Origin of the sequence: Burkholderia sp. KBS0801, from assembly GCF_005937855.2 — a bacterium.
GTDB lineage: Bacteria > Pseudomonadota > Gammaproteobacteria > Burkholderiales > Burkholderiaceae > Burkholderia > Burkholderia ambifaria.
This window is the reverse complement of sequence record NZ_CP042178.1, coordinates 848,180-865,898: the sequence shown is the minus strand read 5'-3', so window position 1 is coordinate 865,898 and position 17,719 is coordinate 848,180. Positions and strand designations below refer to the sequence as shown.

General features: G+C 66.8%; 20 protein-coding genes. 15 read left to right on the top strand and 5 right to left on the bottom strand.

All coding sequences use genetic code 11. The features are described 5' to 3' along the window. Window positions 1–60: 60 nt before the first annotated feature. On the bottom strand, window positions 61–1,851 hold the full coding sequence (gene treA / locus FFI87_RS20770; RefSeq protein ID WP_186381751.1) for an alpha,alpha-trehalase TreA: 1,791 nt from the start codon (window positions 1,849–1,851) through the stop codon (window positions 61–63). A gap of 319 nt (window positions 1,852–2,170) precedes the next feature. On the opposite strand from treA, the gene FFI87_RS20760 reads away from it, so the two are divergent. Together FFI87_RS20760 and FFI87_RS20755 are read left to right on the top strand one after the other, a co-directional pair. Next, window positions 2,171–3,559 carry an MFS transporter gene (locus FFI87_RS20760; RefSeq protein ID WP_012366503.1) on the top strand — a complete coding sequence of 463 codons (1,389 nt, stop codon included), beginning with the start codon at window positions 2,171–2,173 and terminating at the stop codon, window positions 3,557–3,559. 349 nt (window positions 3,560–3,908) lie between these two features. Continuing rightward, window positions 3,909–5,120, top strand: coding sequence for a winged helix-turn-helix domain-containing protein (locus FFI87_RS20755; RefSeq protein WP_138849287.1), 1,212 nt, complete (start codon window positions 3,909–3,911; stop codon window positions 5,118–5,120). Between the two features lie 106 nt (window positions 5,121–5,226). On the opposite strand, the gene FFI87_RS20750 is transcribed toward FFI87_RS20755, so the two are convergent. Both FFI87_RS20750 and FFI87_RS20745 read right to left on the bottom strand, forming a co-directional pair. Then, window positions 5,227–5,445, bottom strand: a complete 219-nt coding sequence (locus tag FFI87_RS20750; RefSeq protein WP_006751720.1) for a DUF1653 domain-containing protein — start codon at window positions 5,443–5,445, stop codon at window positions 5,227–5,229. Window positions 5,446–5,500: 55 nt separating this feature from the next. Continuing rightward, the gene (locus FFI87_RS20745) at window positions 5,501–5,944 is read right to left on the bottom strand and encodes a GNAT family N-acetyltransferase (RefSeq protein WP_138849289.1); all 444 of its coding nucleotides are present in this window, start codon (window positions 5,942–5,944) and stop codon (window positions 5,501–5,503) included. A gap of 152 nt (window positions 5,945–6,096) precedes the next feature. Between FFI87_RS20745 and FFI87_RS20740 the strand changes: the two genes are divergently transcribed. From FFI87_RS20740 to FFI87_RS20725, 4 genes are all read left to right on the top strand, one after another. After that, a complete protein-coding gene (locus FFI87_RS20740; protein ID WP_012366507.1) occupies window positions 6,097–6,357 on the top strand; it encodes a type II toxin-antitoxin system Phd/YefM family antitoxin in 261 nt (86 codons plus the stop codon). Continuing rightward, window positions 6,354–6,620 carry a Txe/YoeB family addiction module toxin gene (locus tag FFI87_RS20735; RefSeq protein WP_012366508.1) on the top strand — a complete coding sequence of 89 codons (267 nt, stop codon included), beginning with the start codon at window positions 6,354–6,356 and terminating at the stop codon, window positions 6,618–6,620. Before FFI87_RS20740 ends, FFI87_RS20735 begins: the two co-directional genes overlap by 4 nt. A gap of 119 nt (window positions 6,621–6,739) precedes the next feature. Next, entirely contained in the window at window positions 6,740–7,363 is a 624-nt protein-coding gene (locus FFI87_RS20730; RefSeq protein ID WP_105830446.1) for an HAD hydrolase-like protein, read from the top strand. A 414-nt stretch (window positions 7,364–7,777) separates the two neighbouring features. After that, window positions 7,778–8,350, top strand: a complete 573-nt coding sequence (locus FFI87_RS20725) for a DUF4142 domain-containing protein (RefSeq protein ID WP_138849291.1) — start codon at window positions 7,778–7,780, stop codon at window positions 8,348–8,350. A 118-nt stretch (window positions 8,351–8,468) separates the two neighbouring features. Here FFI87_RS20725 and FFI87_RS20720 read toward each other — a convergent pair whose 3' ends face one another. Beyond that, a complete protein-coding gene (locus FFI87_RS20720) occupies window positions 8,469–9,068 on the bottom strand; it encodes a GNAT family N-acetyltransferase (protein WP_138849293.1) in 600 nt (199 codons plus the stop codon). A gap of 98 nt (window positions 9,069–9,166) precedes the next feature. Beyond that, window positions 9,167–10,081 carry a LysR family transcriptional regulator gene (locus tag FFI87_RS20715; RefSeq protein ID WP_012366512.1) on the bottom strand — a complete coding sequence of 305 codons (915 nt, stop codon included), beginning with the start codon at window positions 10,079–10,081 and terminating at the stop codon, window positions 9,167–9,169. 109 nt (window positions 10,082–10,190) lie between these two features. On the opposite strand from FFI87_RS20715, the gene lysA reads away from it, so the two are divergent. The 9 genes from lysA (at window position 10,191) to FFI87_RS20670 (ending at window position 17,717) form a co-directional block, all read left to right on the top strand. Continuing rightward, window positions 10,191–11,444: a diaminopimelate decarboxylase gene (lysA, locus tag FFI87_RS20710; protein WP_138849295.1), complete on the top strand. Its 1,254-nt coding sequence runs from the start codon at window positions 10,191–10,193 to the stop codon at window positions 11,442–11,444. A gap of 148 nt (window positions 11,445–11,592) precedes the next feature. Next, window positions 11,593–11,859: a hypothetical protein gene (locus FFI87_RS20705; protein ID WP_138849296.1), complete on the top strand. Its 267-nt coding sequence runs from the start codon at window positions 11,593–11,595 to the stop codon at window positions 11,857–11,859. Between the two features lie 156 nt (window positions 11,860–12,015). After that, window positions 12,016–12,816, top strand: coding sequence for a transporter substrate-binding domain-containing protein (locus tag FFI87_RS20700; protein WP_012366514.1), 801 nt, complete (start codon window positions 12,016–12,018; stop codon window positions 12,814–12,816). Between the two features lie 81 nt (window positions 12,817–12,897). Further along, window positions 12,898–13,557, top strand: a complete 660-nt coding sequence (locus FFI87_RS20695) for an amino acid ABC transporter permease (protein ID WP_138849297.1) — start codon at window positions 12,898–12,900, stop codon at window positions 13,555–13,557. Window positions 13,558–13,601: 44 nt separating this feature from the next. Continuing rightward, window positions 13,602–14,327, top strand: a complete 726-nt coding sequence (locus tag FFI87_RS20690; RefSeq protein ID WP_012366516.1) for an amino acid ABC transporter ATP-binding protein — start codon at window positions 13,602–13,604, stop codon at window positions 14,325–14,327. A gap of 49 nt (window positions 14,328–14,376) precedes the next feature. Then, complete coding sequence (gene metC / locus FFI87_RS20685; RefSeq protein WP_138849298.1) at window positions 14,377–15,570, top strand: cystathionine beta-lyase; 1,194 nt, start codon at window positions 14,377–14,379, stop codon at window positions 15,568–15,570. Window positions 15,571–15,657: 87 nt separating this feature from the next. After that, the gene (locus FFI87_RS20680; RefSeq protein ID WP_138849299.1) at window positions 15,658–16,002 is read left to right on the top strand and encodes a DUF3088 domain-containing protein; all 345 of its coding nucleotides are present in this window, start codon (window positions 15,658–15,660) and stop codon (window positions 16,000–16,002) included. 441 nt (window positions 16,003–16,443) lie between these two features. Then, a complete protein-coding gene (locus FFI87_RS20675) occupies window positions 16,444–17,055 on the top strand; it encodes a ribosome-inactivating family protein (protein ID WP_012366519.1) in 612 nt (203 codons plus the stop codon). 20 nt (window positions 17,056–17,075) lie between these two features. After that, on the top strand, window positions 17,076–17,717 hold the full coding sequence (locus FFI87_RS20670; protein ID WP_138849300.1) for a hypothetical protein: 642 nt from the start codon (window positions 17,076–17,078) through the stop codon (window positions 17,715–17,717). The last annotated feature ends 2 nt before the right edge of the window (window positions 17,718–17,719 follow it).

Genomic DNA, 17,719 nt, shown 5'->3' with positions numbered 1-17,719 from the left:
CTTGCGCGGCGCTCCGGCCCGCTGTGCATTCAACTGCTGGCGCGCGACGCGCGCGCGCCGTCACTCGCCATACAGCCCGAGCAGTTTCAGCGTGACGCCGTTGGTCCAGCCGAAGCCGTCCTGCAGCGGATATTCGCCGCCCCCGCCGCCGCCCGCGCCCGTCCCCTCGACCACGTACTTCTCGACGAGCTTGCCTTCGGTCGCATACACATGCTTCACGTCGGTCAGGAAGCGCGTGCCGATGTCCTTCGCGAGCGCCGGGTCGCCGTAACGGCGCAGCCCTTCGATCGCGATCCACTGGAGCGGCGCCCAGCCGTTCGGCGCATCCCACTGCTGGCCGGTGTTCACGGTCGTCGTCGCGAGGCCGCCCGGCTGCAGCAGCGTCTTGCGCACCTCGCGCGCGGTCGCCTTCGCGCGCTCGGGCCACGCGACACTCGTGAACAGCGGATACAGCGCGGCGGCCGTCATGCCGTCGCGCGGCTTGCGCAACTGCCAGTCGTAGTCGCCGTAATAGCCGTGACGATTCCACAGATAGTGGTTGATCGCGGCCGCGCGGCGGCCCGCCCGTGCGGAAAAGTCCGCGACGCACGCGATGTCGTGCGTGACCGCGCAGCCCTTCACGATCGTCGTCTCGAGATGGAACATCAGGCTGTTCAGGTCGACCGGCACGATCGACGTCGTGCGGATCGTCGCGAGCGTCTTGCCGTCGCCGAACCAGCGCGAGCTGTAGTCCCAGCCGCTTTCGGCGCCCGCGCGCAGGTCGCGGTACACCTCGTTCGCGGGGCGGTCCGGCACGGCCTTCGCGGTCGTCACGTCCTCGAAATACGACTCGTCGCGCGGCGTGTCGCTCGCGTCCCAGTAGCGGTTCAGCACCGCGCCGTCCGGCATCGCGACCACGTGGCGCGCAGCCTGCCCGCGCGGCGTCGTGGTCTCGCCCTGCATCCAGTACGCATACTCCTTGCGCAGCGCCGGCAGGTATTTCTGGTAGACCTTGTCGCCTTCGGCCTGCGCGGCGAGCGTGACCATGTACGCGAAGAACGGCGGCTGCGAGCGGCTCGCGTAGTACGTGCGGTTGCCGTTCGGGATGTGGCCGATCGTGTCGATCAGATGCGCGAAGTTGTCGAGCATGTCGTCGACGAGATCCTCGCGCCCCGACACCTGCAGCCCGAGCATCGTGAAATAGGTATCCCAGTAGTAGCCCTCGCGGAAGCGGCCGCCCGGCACCACGTACGGCTTCGGCATCGGGATCAGCGAACTGTACGGCGGCACCGTCGTGCTGGTGCGCGTGAGCTGCGGCCACAGCCAGTCGATGTGCTGGCGCAGCGTCTGGTTCGCGGGCGGCGTGACGCCGCCTGACGGCGGCGGCGTGAAGTGCTGGTCGACGAACGCCTTCAGCGAGAAGCCCGGCTGCGACTTCTGTTGCTGATACAACTGCATGATCGTCGCGGGATCGGTATCGGGCGTCGCATCGACGAAGGTCTTCTGGTCGGGATAGAGCTGCGCGGTCTGCACCGTGACGAACAGGTCGCCGTAGAGCTGGCTCGGCGGCGGCAGCAGCGAGCTGCCGGAGGCCGGACTCGCGAGCGCCGCCGAGGCTGGCACGGCCGGCTGCGTGGCTGCGTGGTTTGCGCTGTCGGCTTGCGCCGCACACCCGGCCACGGCCAGGTACGCGACGGCCAGGACGGCGGCCCAACGCATGCGCGGCACGGGCGCGGGCGCGGGCGCGAACGAGTGCGAGTGCGAGTGCGAGTGCGAGTGCGAGTGCGAGTGCGAGTGCGAGTGCGAGTGCGAGTGCGAGTGCGAGTGCGAAGCAGGATGCGATGCGATCGATGCGGCACGACGTGACGTCATGACGTGTCCCCTCCTTTCTATGATGAGTGGATCGGCAGGGGTCTCGTTCGCGCGGGCGCTCGTCTCGATGGCCGTCGATCGATGCGCGTCGTTGTATGTCGCAGATGAGTTCCGACTGTCGCACGAAACGCGCATCGCACGCAAGTTTCGCTGCCGGGGCCGCACACGCGCGTCATCGGTGACGTCATGCGCCGCAGTCGTCTCTTTTGCCGGACACGGTAACAGGAACGACTGTTGCAACATGCGAAACAGGCGTTGCCTGACGTGACGCAACGACCACATTGTGGGCATAATGGCGTCTTTACCGCGCGCCCTGCTCATGTCGCCCGTCTTTCTAGCACCGCTCATCGTTGCCTGTGCGTTGTTCATGGAAAGCGTCGACGCGAACATCATCGTCACCGCACTCCCCGCGATGGCGAGAGACTTCGGGCACAATCCCGTCACACTGAACATTGCGATCACGGCCTACGTGGTCGGCCTCGGCGTCTTCATCCCGATCTGCGGATGGCTCGCCGACCGCTTCAGCGCGCGCTCCGTATTCCGCACCGCGATCGGCATCTTCGTCGTCGGCTCGCTGATGTGCGCGGCCTCCAACTCCCTCGGCGTGCTCACGTTCGCGCGCTTCGTGCAGGGCGTCGGCGGCGCGATGATGGTGCCGGTCGGCCGGATCATCATCTTCCGCGCGGTGCCGCGCTCCGATCTCGTGCGCGCGATGAACTACCTCGCGATTCCCGCGCTGTTCGGGCCCACGCTCGGGCCGCTCGTCGGCGGCTTCATCACGACCTACCTGCACTGGCGGATGATCTTCTTCATCAACGTGCCGATCGGAATCTACGGGATCTACGTCGCGAGCAAGCACATCGCGAACACGCACGAGCCCGACCCGGGCCCGCTCGACTGGTTCGGCTTCCTGCTGTCGGCCAGCGGCGCCGCGCTGCTGCTGATGGGCCTCACGCTGATCGACGGCTCGCTCACGTCGCGCGGCAACGCGCTCATGATGTGCGCGGCCGGCGCGGTGATGCTCGCGCTCTACGTGCCGTACGCGCGCCGCAAGGAGCGGCCGGTGCTCGACCTCAGTTTCCTGAAGATTCCGACCTATCACGCGAGCGTGGTCGGCGGATCGCTGTTCCGCATCGGCCTCGGCGCGGTGCCGTTCCTGTTGCCGCTCGCGCTGCAGGAAGGCCTCGGCATGAGCGCGTTCCACTCCGGGCTGATCACCTGCGCATCCGCGCTCGGCGGCGCGGTGAGCCGCTCGACGGCCACCCATACGCTGCGCCGCTTCGGCTTTCGCACGGTGCTGATCTACAACGCCGCGTTCGCGGGCCTCGCGATCGCCGCATACGGCGTGTTCCATCCGGGCATGGCCACCTGGGCGATCTGGATGATCGTGCTGGTCGGCGGCATCTTCCCCGCGCTGCAGTTCACGAGCCTGAATTCGATGATCTACGCGGATATCTCGCAGGCCGACGCGGGCCGCGCGACGAGCCTCGGCAGCGTGGTGCAGCAGATGTCGCTCGGGCTCGGCGTGACCGTCGCCGGCCTCGTGCTGCACGTGTCGCACTGGCTGCAGGGCCATCAGACGATGGTGTGGTCGGATTTCTGGCCCGCGTTCGTCGTGGTCGGGCTGTGTTCGTTCGCATCGATTCCGATCACGCGGCGGCTGCCGCCGGGCGCCGGCGACGAAGTCGCGCGCGGCAAGCGGCAATGAACGGGCAAGGCGGGCGGGAACGGGCAGGCGGCTAAAGAAACCGGAAAACCAAAAAAATCAGCGGACATCCACACGGGGCCGGTGCATGGCCGTATGGATGTCCGCTCAGGGCTCCGGGTCTCTCGTTGGGGATTGAGAATCCCGGATCTGCTTCCTGCGTGCCATGGACATATGTGCGTCGGAAGCGGAATCGTTGCGCGCATCATTCGTCGCGCCATGTCCGCACTATAAGGAATGTCGCGCCGCGCATCTGTCAAGCATTGTCAGACGCCGGGCGCGGGCGGGCCGCACACGTGCGCCGCTTTCGCGCTAAAGTGGTGCCCGACCGTCACCCTCAGCCGCCGCTCCGATGCTTACGCTTTCGCCTGCCGCCGCCCGCACGCTGCATCTCGCCGCGCAGGGCCTGCTGACCCCGCCCCGCCGCAAGGCCACCAAGGCCGACGTGCTCGACACGATCCGCCGGATGGCGCAGCTACAGATCGATACCATTCACGTCGTCGCGCGCAGCCCGTATCTCGTGCTGTTCAGCCGACTCGGCGACTTTGCCCCGCAATGGCTCGACGAACATCTCGCCGAGGCGCGCCTGTTCGAATACTGGTCGCACGAAGCGTGCTTCCTGCCGATCGAGCAATTCGGGCTGATGCGCTACAAGATGCTCGATCCGTCGGGGATGGGCTGGAAATACGCGGCCGAATGGCACGAACAGAACCGCGCCGACATCGAACGGCTGCTCGCGCGGATTCGCGACGAAGGCCCGGTTCGGTCGGCGGATTTCATTCGCGAGGACGGCGTGAAGGGCAACGGATGGTGGGACCGCAAGCCGGAGAAGAAACATCTGGAAGTGCTGTTCACGACCGGCGAGCTGATGGTGTCAGAACGCCGTAATTTCCAGCGCATCTACGACGTGCGCGAGCGCGTGCTGCCCGGCTGGGACGATGCGCGCGACCTGCCGCCGCGCGACGCGGTGCTGCCCGCGCTGCTCGACTACACGTGCCGCGCGCTCGGCGTCGTGCGCGCGGACTGGGTGGCCGATTACTACCGGCTGCCGCGCCGTTCGTACCGCGCGGAGCTCGAGCACCTCGCTGGCGCGGGCGAGTTGATTCCGGTGGAGATCGCCGGCTGGAAGGAGCCGGCCTACGTGCATCGCTCGCTCGAAGCGCTGCTGCCGGCGGCCGCGGCCGACACGCTGCGCTCGACGGTCACGACGCTGCTGTCGCCGTTCGATCCGGTGGTGTGGGACCGCCGGCGTGCGTCGACGCTGTTCGGGTTCGACTACACGATCGAGTGCTATACGCCGGCGCACAAGCGGCGTTATGGCTATTTCTGCCTGCCGGTGCTGCATCGCGGCCGGCTGATCGGGCGCGTCGACGCGAAAGCGCATCGCATGCTCGGCACGTTCGAGTTGAAGGCCGTGCATGTCGAGCCGGGCGTGCGGTTCGGCACGGGAATCGCTGCCGACGTCGCGAAGGCCGTGAAGCGACTGGCGGCGTGGCATGGCACGCCGGACGTGACGGTCGCGCACGCGCCGCCCGAATTGACGAAGGCGCTGGCCGGCGCTTGAGGCCGGCGGATTCACGCTGAGCGCCGAGCGTCGGTGATGCGCGTGGGGTTTGCCGCTTGCCGCTTCCGCGTGTGCGGCGACGCGCTCGTTGCCAGCCGCCTACCGCTCAGTCGCGCAGCTTGCGAAAACGCGGGGTGCCATCCGGCAGGTTCTCGTTGAACATCGCTTCCGGGCGTACCCACAGGCCGCGCGCGTGCGGCCACAGATGCTCGTACACGACCACCGATTCCTCGGTTTCGGAGTGACGGGCGACGCCGATGTAGCGATACAGCCCGCCCTTGTAGTGACGATGCGTGGCGAGCTGTTCGGCTTCCTGTTCGGTCATGATCTGCTTTCCTTCGGCAAAAACGAAAGCGCGTATTGTATGCGCTCGCCGCGCGTCAGCGCTTCGCGTAGATGTCGGTGCGGCGGATCTCCATCAGCCGCTCGGGATTCGCGGGCGGCCCGAACCCGACCGGCCGGTACAGCTCATGCGCATCGGTCGTCGCGAGCATGATGCGGCGCAGGCCTTGCACCATCGGCTGCGCGAACACGTGATCGATCAGCGCGCGGCCGTAGCCGTTGCCGCGCTCGGCCGGCAACACGAATACGTCGCAGAGGTACGCAAACGTCGCGTGATCGGTCACGAGCCGCGCGAACCCGACGAGCCGGTCGCCGACATACGCGCCGAAGCACAGCGAGCCGTCGATCGCACGCTCGACGACGTCGCGCGGAATACCCTGCGACCAGTACGCGTCGCGATGCAGGAAATCGAAGATCGCATCGATGTCGAGTTCGCGCTTGTCGGTGGAAAATCTCAGCGTGGCGGTTGGGGCTGCGGGCACGTCGGCTCTCCGGTCGGGTCGGGGTGGAGCAGCAACGATAGCGCGGCGCGGGGTACGCGACAAGCGAGGCCTAACTCGACATGTACACCATTCTGTACAGTAAACTCGCCCGTGCTATACTTGTACGGTTTAGAGTACAAGTGGAGTCAATCATGCGCACGATTCACTTTTCGGATGCCCGCGGCAATCTCAAGACGGTCATCGACCAGGTCGTCGACGACGCGGATGTGACGCTCATCACACGTCGCGACGCGCCGAACGCCGTCATCATGTCGCAGGAATACTACGACAGCCTGATGGAGACGGTTCACCTGCTCCGCTCGCCGGCCAACGTCGCCCACCTCGAACGCTCGATCGCGCAATTGCGCAAGGGCAAGGCGAAAGAGCACAAGCTGGCGGAGGACGATGAATGAGCGTACGCCGCGTGCTCTTTACTTCCGACGCGTGGGACGACTACGTTTATTGGCAAGGGCAAGATCGCAAGACGCTCAAGCGCATCAACCAGCTCATTCGCGAAGCCCAACGGACGCCGTTCGAAGGCATCGGCAAACCCGAACCGCTGAAGGCCAATCTGTCCGGTTTCTGGTCACGCCGCATCGACGATACGAACCGTCTCGTCTACGAAGCGGACGATCTTCAGATCAGCATCGTGTCCTGCCGCTATCACTACGCGTAGCGTCAATCGCCCCACCTTCCTGCTGCCGATCACCCGCATCATGCGCGACCCGTCGTGCAGGCAACGAAGCTGAATTCAGTGATATCGTCGGCGGCTCGACGAACCTGCCGCATCACTTCATGCCCTATCGACTCATCGCGTTCGACTTCGACGGCACCCTCGCCGATTCGCTCGACTGCTTTCTCGCGGCGCTCACCGAAGCGTCGCGCATGCACGGCTTTCGCGACGCGACGCCCGAGTTGCGCCCCGCGCTGCGCGGCATGTCGGCGCGCGAAATCATCCGCGCGCTCGAGGTGCCGATGTGGAAAGTGCCGCGCGTGACGATCGACATGCGCCGGCTGATGCGGCCGCGCATCGCGCATGTGAAGCTGTTCCCGGGCGTCGACGCGACCTTCGATGCACTCGCCGCGCGCGGCATCCGCATCGCGATCGCGACGTCGAACACCGAGGACATCGTGCGCGACCGGCTCGGCCCGCACGCGAGCCGATGCGTCGATACGTTCGCCTGCGGCATTCCGCTGTTCGGCAAGGCGCGCCGGCTGCGTGCGCTCGTGCGCGAAGCGGGCATGCAGCCCGACGACGTGCTGTATGTCGGCGATGAAATCCGCGATGCCGAAGCGGCGCGTCGTGCGCGCATCGCATTCCAGGGCGTCGCATGGGGTTACACGGCCCCCGACGCGTTGCAGGCGCATTGCGCAACGCCATTGCTGCCGCGTCTCGACGCACTGCTCGATCGCGTTTGACGGTGTGGTGCGAATGGCGCGCTCTGATTCGACGCATCGCGACGCACCCACCCGATCCCCTGCCCGCAAGACGATGAAACACCGATCGATGAAACGCCGATGACACGTGCGCACATCGCATCCATTGCATGCGCGTCGCGCACGCAAAAATTGCCGCCACGATGCGCTCGACAGGTACGCCCTACCTGTCCGCGCGCACACCCCTCGATTGGTCTTACCAACCGTTACACAAACCACAGCGCGGTTGCACCTGCTACGGGAGCGCTCTCCTAGAATCAGTCGGGCCGGGAAACACTTCGAACGCCGCCGCGGCAGAGCGGCGAACGAGTCCGGCCCGGGCGCGCCCGGTCTCTCGCACAGCCGCGGATCACGCGATCCGCCCATTAATCAGAGCCCCGATCGACAGGAGGTCCCATGAACCGCTTTCCCCAAATCTCGCGCCTTGCATTGTCTGCCGCTGGCCTGCTTCTCGTCGCCGTGACGGCGACCGCGCAAACCGCGCAACCGGCGCCGGCCGCACCGACCGCCGCCACGCAAACGCGTATCCACGAAGCCGACCAGACCTTCATCACGGACGGCACGAAAACCGTGTCGACGCAGCGCGACGCCGCACGCATCGCCGATTCGCGCACGTCGGACAGCCAGGTGAAGGCGTTCGCGCAACGCGTGTCGACCGACGACGCGAAGATCATCCAGTCGATGCGCGCGGCCAGCCCGCGCGGCATCGACGTGCCGGCCAACGACCCCGACACGACCGTGCTGGACAGCATCAAGACGCTGCGCGGCGCGGAATTCGACAAGGCGTACATCGAGCAGGTCGCGCTCGCCGGCCAGCAGAAAACGATCTCGGCATTCCAGGCCGAAATCGCATCGGGCCGCGACACGAAGCTGAAGGAAGTCGCACGCCAGTCGCTGCCGATCCTGCAGGCCCACTACGCGGAAGCGCAGAAGCTCGCGCAGCGTCATCACCTCGCATCGGCGCAGTAACGCCGGTCACGCGAGTCACGCGATAACCGCCGCGCAACCTGCGCGGCACTCCGCTTCCCGCTCGTCGCGTCGCCGTTCCCCTCTCCGGCGGCGCGACGCCTGCGGCACCCGCTTCGCGTTACGTCGCGAGCTTCGCCCGCAACCGCTCGCTCACCTCGGGCCATTCGTCATCGATGATGCTGAAGCGCACCGAATTGCGCTTGCGGCCGTCGGGCATGATCCGTTCGTGACGCACGATCCCTTCCTGCTTCGCGCCGAGCCGCAGAATCGCCGCGCGTGACTTCTCGTTCAGTTCGTCGGTCGTGAACTGCACGCGCACGCAGTGCAGCGTGTCGAACGCATACGCGAGCAACAACCATTTCGCTTCGGTATTCGCGTGCGTGCGCTGCGCCGATTCGCGCAGCCACGTATGGCCGATCTCGAGCTTGCGATTGTTGCGGTCGATCTTCCAGAAACGCGTGCTGCCAATCGCGCGGCCCGACGCACGCTCAACGATCAGGAACGGCATCACCGTGCCGGCCGCGCGGCCTTGCAGCGCGGTGTCGATATAGGCGTCGACCGTGTCCTGGCCCGGCACGACCGTGACCTTCAGATTCCATAGTTCACCGTCCGCTGCAGCGTCGAGCAGCGCCTGCCGGTCGGTTGCCTCGAGCGGCCGCAACACGATGCGCTCGCCGATAAGCGTCGGTTGTTCGAGAGAATACGAAGCGTCGGTCATGACGGGTTCCGTTGCCGTGAAGGTGACGAGGAGGAGGACGCCGTGCGCGGCAAATCGCACATCGAACGCACATCGAAACGCCCATCATACGGCCGGCGTCAGCCGGGCAGCGCGGCGAGCCGTTCGCGAATCGCCTTCGCTTCGCCGCGCAGCGCATCGGCGAAGGCGTCGACGAGCAGGCTCTTCGGCCGGTGCTCGGGCACGATCACGCTGACGCGATACGGAAACGAGCGCGTGAGCGGCCGCACGTGCAGGTCGCGCCCGACGAAATCGAGCGCGGTCAGCGGATTGACGATCGCGGCGCCGAGCCCCTGCCGCACGAACGCGCACACCGACACGGCCGACGGCGTCTCGACCACCGAACGCGGCGCGACGCCGAGCTGCGCGAACGCCTCGTCGATCAGGATCCGGTACGGGTCGTTCAGCGACAGGCTCACGAACGGACGATCGGCGAGATCCGCGAGATCGATCGCGCGCCGCGCGAGCAGCGGATGGCCGTCGGGCAGCACGCACACCTCGTCGACTTCGAGCAGCGGCGTAAGCACGGTGCCGGCCGGCGCGACGTCGTGTTCAGTCAGCCCGAGATCGTAGCGCTGCGCGGTCAGCCACTCTTCGAGCACCGGCGACTCCTGCGTCGCGACCGACACGCTGACGCCCGCATGCGCGTCATGAAAGCGCCGGCAGGCGCCGGGCAGGATCGCGTGCGAAAACGCCGGCAACGCGATCACCGATAGCTGCCCGTCGCGAAACTCGCGCAGCCGCGCGGCCGTCGCCGCGACACGCTCGAGCCCCACATACGCGAGCCGCACGTCGTCGAACAGCGTGAGCGCGGCCATCGTCGGCCGCAGCCGGCCATGCGAGCGCTCGAACAGCGCGAAGCCGATCACCTGCTCCATCCGCGCGAGCTCGCGGCTGATCGTGGGCTGCGACGTATAGAGCATCTCGGCCGCACGCGTCGTGCTGCCGGTGACCATCAGCGCGCGGAAAACCTCGATGTGCCGGTGTGTAAGCATGGCCGTCTATATCATAAATGAATCGAATATCGATAATCAGGCATTTTACTGGATAGACGAACAGGCGCATCATTCAGGCTGTTCGTTCATTCGCTCCGGTTCCTCCGCCATGTCCCTCGATTCCCGCCAGCTCGCGACGCTCGCCCAGCAATACGGCACCCCGCTGTGGGTGTACGACGCCGACGTCATTCGCGACCGCATCGCCCAACTGCGTCAGTTCGACGTGATCCGCTACGCGCAGAAAGCGAACTCGAACCTGCATATCCTGAAGCTGATGCGCGATGAACGCGTGTGCGTCGACGCCGTGTCGCTCGGCGAGATCGAGCGCAGCCTCGCGGCGGGGTTCAGTCCGGCAGGCGGTCCTGCTTCCGGCGATCCGGAAGGCGTCGTGTTCACGGCCGACCTGATCGACCGTCCGACGCTCGCCGCCGTGCTGAAGCACGGCGTGACCGTGAACGCCGGCTCGCTCGACATGCTGGCACGCGTCGGCGAGCATGCGCCCGGCCATCGCGTGTGGCTGCGCGTGAATCCCGGCTTCGGCCACGGCCATAGCAACAAGACCAATACCGGCGGCCCCCAAAGCAAGCACGGGATCTGGATCGACGACGTGCCGCGCGCGATCGAGATCGTGCGCCAGTACGGGCTGAAGCTGGTCGGCATCCACATGCATATCGGCTCGGGCGTCGACTATGGCCACCTGTCGCAGGTGTGCGACGCGATGGTCGACCTCGTCACGTCGCTCGGCCACGACATCGAAGCGATTTCCGCCGGCGGCGGGCTGTCGATTCCGTATCGCGACGGCGAGCCGCGCGTGGACGTCGGCCACTACTTCAGCCAGTGGGATGCGGCGCGCAAGCGGATCGAACGGCATCTCGGCCATGCGGTGCGCATCGAGATCGAGCCGGGCCGCTTCCTCGTCGCCGAGGCCGGCACGCTCGTCACCGAAGTGCAGGCCGTGAACCATCGGCCGAAGCACGACTTCGTGCTGATCGATGCGGGCTTCAACGACCTGATGCGTCCGTCGATGTACGGCAGCTACCACGCGGTGTCCGTACATGCGCCGGACGGCGCGCTGCCGGCCGGCCGGCCGCTCGTCGACATCGCGATCGCGGGGCCGCTGTGCGAATCCGGCGACGTGTTCACGCAGGACGCGGGCGGCGTAGTCACGCACCGCAAGCTCGCGCAACCGCAGATCGGCGACCTGCTGTTCCTGCACGATGCGGGCGCATACGGCGCATCGATGTCCTCGAACTACAACAGCCGGCCGCTCGCGCCTGAAGTGCTGGTCGATCGCGGCACGCCGCGGCTGATCCGCCGCCGGCAAACGATCGGCGAACTGCTCGCGCTCGAAACGTTCGAGTAACACGCACGCGCCTTCGCGCCGCGTTCGACTGACCGGACGCCAACGGCCAGGCTTGCCGCTACCGGCATGCCTGGCCGTTTTGCTTTTCGGCGATGAGTGCTCGGAGCAACCGCTCGAGCACGGCGTAGCACCTGATGCTGCGCATCCCGTGCAACCGCAGCAGATCGCCTGCACCGTGTTCGATGCACGGAGAAAAACATTCCACGCCGCGTGGAAAGTCCGTGCATTTTTGGAAGCACTTTCCTTTTTGACAAATCTAAGATTGCCCTCAGTCGTTCAGCATTTGCGTCACCGGATACGCATCGACGATGCCGCCGGTCTACCCCACTCGCAAGCCGCACGGGCACTCATGAACACGATGCTTGAACTCCTCGCCGCGCACCGTTACGCCACCGTGCGCGAACGCATGCCGTAACGCATCGCGGCAAACGGCTCGCGCCGTCTCTCGCCGCACCTCTCCCGCGCCGCCTTCCACTGCGGCCTGCTGCCCAACGGCGACACCGCCCGTCGCCGCGGATACGTACGCCCAAAAATTTCGACAACGACGTTTCGACAACACCCGGAGACAACCATGAAACCCTTCACCCCGACGCTCAAGCACGGCCTCGCCGCCGCCCTCCTCTGCGTGGCGGCCACGGCGTCGCACGCGGCGGATCTGCTCGACACCGTCAAGCAGGCCGGCGTGCTGAAGATCGCACTCGAAGGCACCTACCCGCCGTTCGACTACCGCAATGCAGAAGGACAACTCGAAGGATTCGACGTCGACGTCGCGAAGGCGGTCGCCGCGCGGCTCGGCGTGAAGCCGCAGTTCGTCACGACCGAATGGAGCGGGATTCTCGCCGGGCTGCAGGCCGGCAAGTTCGACGTGATCGTGAACCAGGTCGCAATCACGCCGTCGCGCCAGCAGGCGCTCGACTTCAGCATGCCGTACGTGTTTTCGTCCGCGCAGCTGCTGCAACGCCGGAACGACACGCGTGCGTTCAAGTCGCTCGACGAGCTGAAGGGCAAGAAGGTCGGCGTGACGATGGGCAGCAACTACGTCGATCTCGTGAAGACGGTGCCCGCAATCGATCTGCAGGTCTATCCGGGCACGCCGGAAAACCTGCGCGACCTCGCGGCGGGACGCATCGACGCGGCGGTCAACGACCGCCTGATGCTGAGCTACCTGATCAAGAACTCGCACCTGCCGCTGCGGCCCGGCTCCGTGCTCGCCGGCGGCGAGGACCGGATGGGCATCCCGTTCCGCAAGGGCAATCCGAAGTTCGCGAAGGCGATCGACGACGCAGTCGCGTCGCTGCAGCAGGACGGCACGCTGAAGAAGATCTCGATGCAGTGGTTCGGCACGGACACGACGCGGCCGGTCGCGCAATAACGCAGCCGTCACGCGCCCGTGCGCCCGAACGCGCGGGCCCGGCCCCTCGGCGGCACACGACACACAATCAGGAGACACGCGATGGAAGCATTCGATCTGGTCATTCATACCCTGCCCGTGATGGTGAAGGGCGCGCTGCTCACGCTGAAGTTCGCGGTGGCGTCGATGGCGCTCGGCCTCGTCGTCGGGCTCGTGGTCGCGATCATGCGCATCGGCAGCAACCGGCTCGCATCCCGTCTCGCGCAGGGCTACGTCAGCCTGATGCGCGGCACGCCGCTGCTCGTGCAGATGTTCGTCGTCTACTACGGGCTGCCCGATCTCGGCATCACGCTCGATCCGACGACGGCCGGCATCTTCACGCTGACGCTCAACGCCGGCGCGTACCTGTCGGAAAGCATGCGCGGCGCGATCCTCGGCATCGGCCGCGGGCAATGGGCGGCCGCGCACAGCCTCGGCCTCACGCACGTGCAGACGCTGCGCTACATCGTCTGCCCGCAAGCGCTGCGCCTCGCGGTGCCGAGCCTCGGCAACACGCTGATCAGCCTGATCAAGGACACGTCGCTCGTGTCGGTGATCACCGTCACCGAGCTGCTGCGCTCGACGCAGGAAGTCATCGCCGCGACGTTCCAGCCGCTGCCGCTGTACCTCGCCGCCGCCGCGCTCTACTGGGTGCTGAGCACGCTGCTCACGCGGCTGCAGGGCCGCGTCGAAACGCGCCTGTCGCTGCCGTCCGCGCATTGAGCCTGCGCATCTCATTCAACCCGAACCTCCACCACGGACAACCCATGATCACGCTCGACAACGTTTCCAAGTGGTATGGCAAGCATCAGGTCCTTTCCGCATGCAGCGCGGCGGTATCGAAAGGCGAAGTAGTCGTCGTCTGCGGGCCGTCGGGCTCCGGCAAGTCGACGCTGATCAAGACGATCAACGGCCTCGAGCCGTTCCAGAAAGGCAGCATCGTCGTCGACGGCACGCGGCTCGGCGATCCCGCCGCGAAACTCGCGCAACTGCGCGCGCGGGTCGGCATGGTGTTCCAGCATTTCGAGCTGTTCCCGCACCTGTCGATCACCGACAACCTGACGCTCGCGCAGGTCAAGGTGCTCGGCCGCCGCAAGGACGAAGCGCTCGACAACGCGATGAAGCTGCTCGATCGCGTCGGCCTGAAGGCGCATGCGAACAAGTATCCGGGGCAATTGTCCGGCGGGCAGCAGCAACGCGTCGCGATTGCACGCGCGCTGTCGATGAACCCCGTCGCGATGCTGTTCGACGAGCCGACTTCCGCGCTCGACCCCGAGATGATCAACGAAGTGCTCGACGTGATGGTCGAGCTCGCGCGCGACGGCATGACGATGGTGTGCGTCACGCACGAGATGGGCTTCGCGAGAAAGGTCGCGCATCGCGTGATCTTCATGGACCAGGGCGCGGTGGTCGAGGATGCGGCGAGCGATGCGTTCTTCGCCGCGCCGCGCTCCGAACGCGCACGCGACTTCCTCGACAAGATCCTGCACTGACCGCGCGACGGCCTCGCTCCGATTCCACCGAACTTCAAAGGACGCCATCTTGACCTCCCTCCATTCGCCCGACACCCTGCTCGCTCACGAAGGCCGCTCGCACGGCCAGCCCGGCTCGCCGGTGAACCCGCCCGTGTACCGCCAGTCGACGCTGCTCTTTCACGGCACCGACGCGCTCGATGCCGTGCGCGGCACGCCGCTCGCATATGGACGCCACGGCAGCCCGACCACGCGGGCGCTCGAAAAGGCGCTGGCACGCCTCGAGGGCGCACATGCCGCGCTGCTGACGCCGAGCGGGCTCAGCGCGATCACGACCGCGCTGCTCGCGGTGCTGAATCCCGGCGATCACCTGCTGATGGCCGATTCGGTGTACGACCCGACCCGCTCGTTCTGCGACGAAACGCTCGCCCGCCTCGGCATCGAGACGACCTACTACGATCCGTCGATCGGCGCCGGCATCGCGGCGCTGATGCGGCCGAACACGCGCGCGGTATTTACCGAATCGCCGGGCTCGCTGACGTTCGAGGTGCAGGACATCCCCGCGATCTGCCGCGTCGCTCACCGGCACGGCGCGGTCGTGCTGCTCGACAACACGTGGGGCACGCCGCTGAATTTCCGCTCGTTCTCGCACGGCGTCGACGTGTCGATCCACGCGGCGACCAAATACATCGCCGGACACTCCGACGTGCTGATGGGCGTGATCCTGACGACCGAGGCGCTCGCGCAGCAGGTGACGCGCTGCTACCGGCAGCTCGGGATGACCGTCAGCGGCGACGATGCGTATCTCGCGCTGCGCGGGCTGCGCACGCTGTCGGTGCGCCTCGAACGTCACCAGCGCAATGCGCAGGTGCTGACCGACTGGCTCGCGCGGCAGCCGGAAGTCGCGCATATCCTGTATCCGGCGCGGCCGGGCGACGCCGGCCACGCGCTGTGGCAGCGCGATTTCACGGGTGCGTGCGGGTTGTTCGGCCTGGTGCTGCATCCGCAGCCCGGCGATGCGGTGCGCGCGCTGCTCGACGGCATGACGTGCTTCGGCATGGGCTACAGCTGGGGCGGCTTCGAAAGCCTGATCATCCCGTCGAATCCGTCGCGCCAGCGCACTGCGACGCAATGGAACGCGGCCGGCCCGCTGCTGCGCATTCACGCGGGGCTCGAGCATCCGGACGACATGATCGCCGACCTCGACGCCGGCTTCGCGAGAATGCGCGCCGCCGCGGCCGCCGCCGCGCTCGCGGAAGCCTGAATTCTGACGACGCCACGTGCGCCACCTGCTTCACCGCGCACGACCCTTTTACTTCAACGTTCAACCACCACCGATAGCGAGATCATCATGAAAGACACGCTGTTCATTCTCCGTCCCGGCTTTTTCAAGGACTCCGAAGGTCCTTTCTACTGCGGCGACTCGGTCGCCGTCGAAGGGCTGCTGAGCTTCTATCCGCAGCTGCGCGACGCCGTCGCGATCGAGTATATCGACGCGCCGCGGCCGCGCCAGCCGATCGTCGCGCTGATCGGCGAGGACAACCAGTCGGCGCCGGTGCTCGTGCTCGGCGACGGGCGCACGCCGAAGGACGACGCAGTCGCGATTCGCGAACACGACGGCCGCCGCTTCATCGATTCGCCGGCCGACATCCGGCGCTATCTGTCGTCGCAATACGGCGTCGCGCACGTCGCGTAAGCACGCCGCGGCTGATTCACCGCCGGCAGGCGATCGGTACCCTGATCGCACTCGACACATTCGAGCAACACGCGTTCGGCGGCAGCAACGCCAACGGCCAGGCTTGCCGCTGCCGGCAAGCCTGGCCGTTGTGTTTTTCGGCGCGGCGCAGGCGTGCTGCTCGACGACGCATGAAGCACGCCGTCGAAGTTGCCAAGCCTTCATGCGCAGTCACACGACGCATGCGCGTCGCGTGACGCCGCCGCACATCCTGCGCCGCCTGCGTCGGCCGCATCCGGTGCCTGATTCCCGGGTGTTCGGTCACACCGATGGCCATGACTTCCGCCGCATTGTTCACCCGCCGCGCGCCGCGCACAGTGGCCACACGGCTGCGCGTCCGCTTCGATCCGCGCGCCGTCTCGACGGCCGAGCGACGCCGGGTTATCGACAGGAGTGGACATCGTGCAACTTCGACTCACCACCGGCAGTGACTACCAGGACGATCTCGCGGCGCTCCGCGACACGATCCGTCGGAACGGCACGCGCGCGACGCGGCATGCCGTCGACCTCGTGATCGATGACGACGCCGGCGCGCCGCGCGTGTCGCTGCTGCTGAACCTCGCATGGCAAGCCGCGAAGGACGGCCCCGCCGTCGACGCGTCGCTGTACACACTCGGCTTCGTCGGCCAGAGCGGCATGGCCTTCGTGTTCGACATCCGGCCGTTTCCGGGCGGCACGCCGACCGGCGCGACGGCGCTCGGCGGCGACGGTTCGTACGGCTGGCTCGGCTACGCGACCGATCCGTTGCCGGCGATCAATCCGAGCAACCTCCATCAGGCCGTGTGGACGCTGTCGAAGGTCCGGCCGGCAGACGCATCGAAGTTCGCGCCGTTCAAGCCCGATCTCACGCGGCTCGTGATCGCGTTGTCCGAGGCGCTGCGCTTCGCGCGCACCGCGCACGCGATCGCCGGCCTGCTCGACGGCACGCTCGCGACCTACGCGCCGAACGACGACCGCACGGCCTGCTTCAACAATTGGGCGGCCAAGGGCTTCCCGCTCGGCGATCCGGCCTGATGCCGACGACGGAGCACGCCATGTCAAGCCTCGACTTCAATGCGTCGCTGCGGTGGGAAACGTTCGTGCTGAGCCTGATCGCGAATGCCGGCGATACGCCGCGCGCGGGCAAGCAGCAGACCGGCTGTACGCTGCCGATGTACGTGATTCCGTTCGGTCGGCTCGACGCACCGCCCGAGCTGCGGGCGCTGATTTCCGAAATCGCTACGTCCGCGCGCGTCGTCGATCGCGGTCCGCCCGGGCGCCATATCGGCAGCGACGTGCTTGGGGCGATGCGGCAGATCCACCAGAACGCGCCGCGCTACCTGCCGACGTTCGGATACGGCACGTCGACGGACCCATTCGACGGGCTCACCGAGCGCGCGAAGCTGTACGAACGCTACGCGCGCACGTTCAAGGCGAATTCGAACGGACGCGGCGGCGACACGCAAACGACCGGCTACGTCGAATACACGGCCGGCACGAACACGCTGTTCCGCGGCGGCAATCGCGCGCGCATCGCGTTCGACTATGTGTTCGGCCGCCTGTATTTCTCGCCGATCCACTACGAAACCTGGGTGCCCGGCACGCTCGATCCGGGCCCCGGGCAAACCGTCGCGAAGGTCGTCGACGGGCCGTACGCGAACCCGTGGTTCTGGATCACCGACATCACGTCCACCTGAAG

What these genes read in the sequence shown, in the direction of transcription:
- FFI87_RS20695 (WP_138849297.1), top strand. Translation starts at nt 12,898, where the DNA reads ATGGAAGCATTCGATCTGGTCATTCATACCCTGCCCGTGATGGTGAAG.
- lysA (WP_138849295.1), top strand. Translation starts at nt 10,191, where the DNA reads ATGTCCCTCGATTCCCGCCAGCTCGCGACGCTCGCCCAGCAATACGGC.
- FFI87_RS20750 (WP_006751720.1), bottom strand. Translation starts at nt 5,445, where the DNA reads ATGACCGAACAGGAAGCCGAACAGCTCGCCACGCATCGTCACTACAAG.
- FFI87_RS20715 (WP_012366512.1), bottom strand. Translation starts at nt 10,081, where the DNA reads ATGCTTACACACCGGCACATCGAGGTTTTCCGCGCGCTGATGGTCACC.
- FFI87_RS20730 (WP_105830446.1), top strand. Translation starts at nt 6,740, where the DNA reads ATGCCCTATCGACTCATCGCGTTCGACTTCGACGGCACCCTCGCCGAT.
- FFI87_RS20720 (WP_138849293.1), bottom strand. Translation starts at nt 9,068, where the DNA reads ATGACCGACGCTTCGTATTCTCTCGAACAACCGACGCTTATCGGCGAG.
- FFI87_RS20760 (WP_012366503.1), top strand. Translation starts at nt 2,171, where the DNA reads ATGTCGCCCGTCTTTCTAGCACCGCTCATCGTTGCCTGTGCGTTGTTC.
- FFI87_RS20735 (WP_012366508.1), top strand. Translation starts at nt 6,354, where the DNA reads ATGAGCGTACGCCGCGTGCTCTTTACTTCCGACGCGTGGGACGACTAC.
- FFI87_RS20755 (WP_138849287.1), top strand. Translation starts at nt 3,909, where the DNA reads ATGCTTACGCTTTCGCCTGCCGCCGCCCGCACGCTGCATCTCGCCGCG.
- FFI87_RS20680 (WP_138849299.1), top strand. Translation starts at nt 15,658, where the DNA reads ATGAAAGACACGCTGTTCATTCTCCGTCCCGGCTTTTTCAAGGACTCC.
- treA (WP_186381751.1), bottom strand. Translation starts at nt 1,851, where the DNA reads ATGACGTCACGTCGTGCCGCATCGATCGCATCGCATCCTGCTTCGCAC.
- FFI87_RS20690 (WP_012366516.1), top strand. Translation starts at nt 13,602, where the DNA reads ATGATCACGCTCGACAACGTTTCCAAGTGGTATGGCAAGCATCAGGTC.
- FFI87_RS20740 (WP_012366507.1), top strand. Translation starts at nt 6,097, where the DNA reads ATGCGCACGATTCACTTTTCGGATGCCCGCGGCAATCTCAAGACGGTC.
- FFI87_RS20700 (WP_012366514.1), top strand. Translation starts at nt 12,016, where the DNA reads ATGAAACCCTTCACCCCGACGCTCAAGCACGGCCTCGCCGCCGCCCTC.
- FFI87_RS20725 (WP_138849291.1), top strand. Translation starts at nt 7,778, where the DNA reads ATGAACCGCTTTCCCCAAATCTCGCGCCTTGCATTGTCTGCCGCTGGC.
- FFI87_RS20670 (WP_138849300.1), top strand. Translation starts at nt 17,076, where the DNA reads ATGTCAAGCCTCGACTTCAATGCGTCGCTGCGGTGGGAAACGTTCGTG.